Source organism: Methylobacterium bullatum, assembly GCF_014845095.1.
GTDB classification, from domain to species: domain Bacteria; phylum Pseudomonadota; class Alphaproteobacteria; order Rhizobiales; family Beijerinckiaceae; genus Methylobacterium; species Methylobacterium bullatum.
The window spans coordinates 1-1118 of the sequence record NZ_NKUG01000307.1; the positions used below are offsets into that span (position 1 = coordinate 1).

Genomic DNA, 1118 nt, shown 5'->3' on the forward strand with positions numbered 1-1118 from the left:
GGGCGGGGGTCGAAGGAGGGGGTCGTCGGCTGGCTCATGCCCCGAAACTAGGGCGATTCCACCGGAATGGCGACGGCTTCCGAGCGGAATCGGACCCCCCTTTCGACCGGTACGCGACGGGGCTTGGCGCGAATCTCTAACCCTCGAGCGTTCCCCAGCTCGGCTTCCAGGCGCTCTGCGGGTCGATGACCACGATTTCCAGGCCGCCCTCGTTGGCCACGTGCACGGCGATGCCGAAGGCCTGGGCGATGGGAAGCACCCCGGTGGTGCTGAACTGGCGTCCGTCGGCGAGCTTGACTTCGCCCTTCACCTCGTCGCCGGCCTTCGACAGGCAGAGCGTGACCGCGCTGACGACGGGGGCGTGAACGCGCCGGAAGACGTTGGGCATCGAGAGACCTTCGGACTGTGTCGCGACAAACGAAAAGGGCGGCACGAGGCCGCCCTTTCCAAAACTCGAGAGAACCGAAACGCTCAGCGCTTCGAGAACTGGAAGCTGCGGCGAGCCTTCTTGCGGCCGTACTTCTTGCGCTCGACCACGCGGCTGTCGCGGGTCAGGAAGCCTTCGCGCTTCAGGGGCGCGCGGAGTTCCGGCTCGTAGTAGGTGAGCGCCTTGGACAGGCCGTGACGGACGGCGCCGGCCTGGCCGGAGAGACCGCCGCCATGCACCGTGACCGTGATGTCGTACTGGTCGACGCGGTTGGCGATGGTGAGCGGCTGGCGCAGGATCATGCGCAGCACGGGGCGGGCGAAGTAGGTCTCGACCGTGCGGCCGTTGACCACCACGGTGCCGTTGCCGGGCTTGATCCAGACGCGGGCGACCGCGTCCTTGCGCTTGCCGGTGGCATAGGCGCGCCCTTGCGCGTCGAGCTTCTGAACGTGGACGGGAGCCGCGTTCTCGGGATCTTCGACGTTGGCGCGGTTCAGGTCGGAGAGGGACTGGAGGGTCGCCATGATCAAGCGCTCACGTTCTTGCGGTTGAGGCTGCCGACGTCGAGCGCCTGCGGCTGCTGGGCGGTGTGGGGATGCTCGGTGCCCTTGTAGACCCGGAGGTTGCCCATGATCTGGCGGAACAGCGGTCCACGGGGGAGCATGCGCTCCACGGCCTTCTCGACCACGCG

The 1118-nt window shown here is 67.6% G+C and carries 3 protein-coding genes; all 3 read right to left on the reverse strand.

Annotated features, from left to right (window positions below):
* Window positions 1–136: 136 nt before the first annotated feature.
* The gene (locus MBTS_RS23325; protein ID WP_192216609.1) at window positions 137–388 is read right to left on the reverse strand and encodes a hypothetical protein; all 252 of its coding nucleotides are present in this window, start codon (window positions 386–388) and stop codon (window positions 137–139) included.
* An 83-nt stretch (window positions 389–471) separates the two neighbouring features.
* A complete protein-coding gene (gene rpsI, locus MBTS_RS23330) occupies window positions 472–951 on the reverse strand; it encodes a 30S ribosomal protein S9 (protein ID WP_026175762.1) in 480 nt (159 codons plus the stop codon).
* A gap of 2 nt (window positions 952–953) precedes the next feature.
* Window positions 954–1118 (reverse strand): uL13 family ribosomal protein (locus MBTS_RS23335; RefSeq protein ID WP_192216610.1); only part of this gene is annotated, 165 nt, incomplete at its 5' end.

Bases quoted from the DNA above. Each gene is read 5' to 3' on its own strand.
- MBTS_RS23325 (WP_192216609.1), bottom strand. From the start codon at position 388: ATGCCCAACGTCTTCCGGCGCGTTCACGCCCCCGTCGTCAGCGCGGTC.
- rpsI (WP_026175762.1), bottom strand. From the start codon at position 951: ATGGCGACCCTCCAGTCCCTCTCCGACCTGAACCGCGCCAACGTCGAA.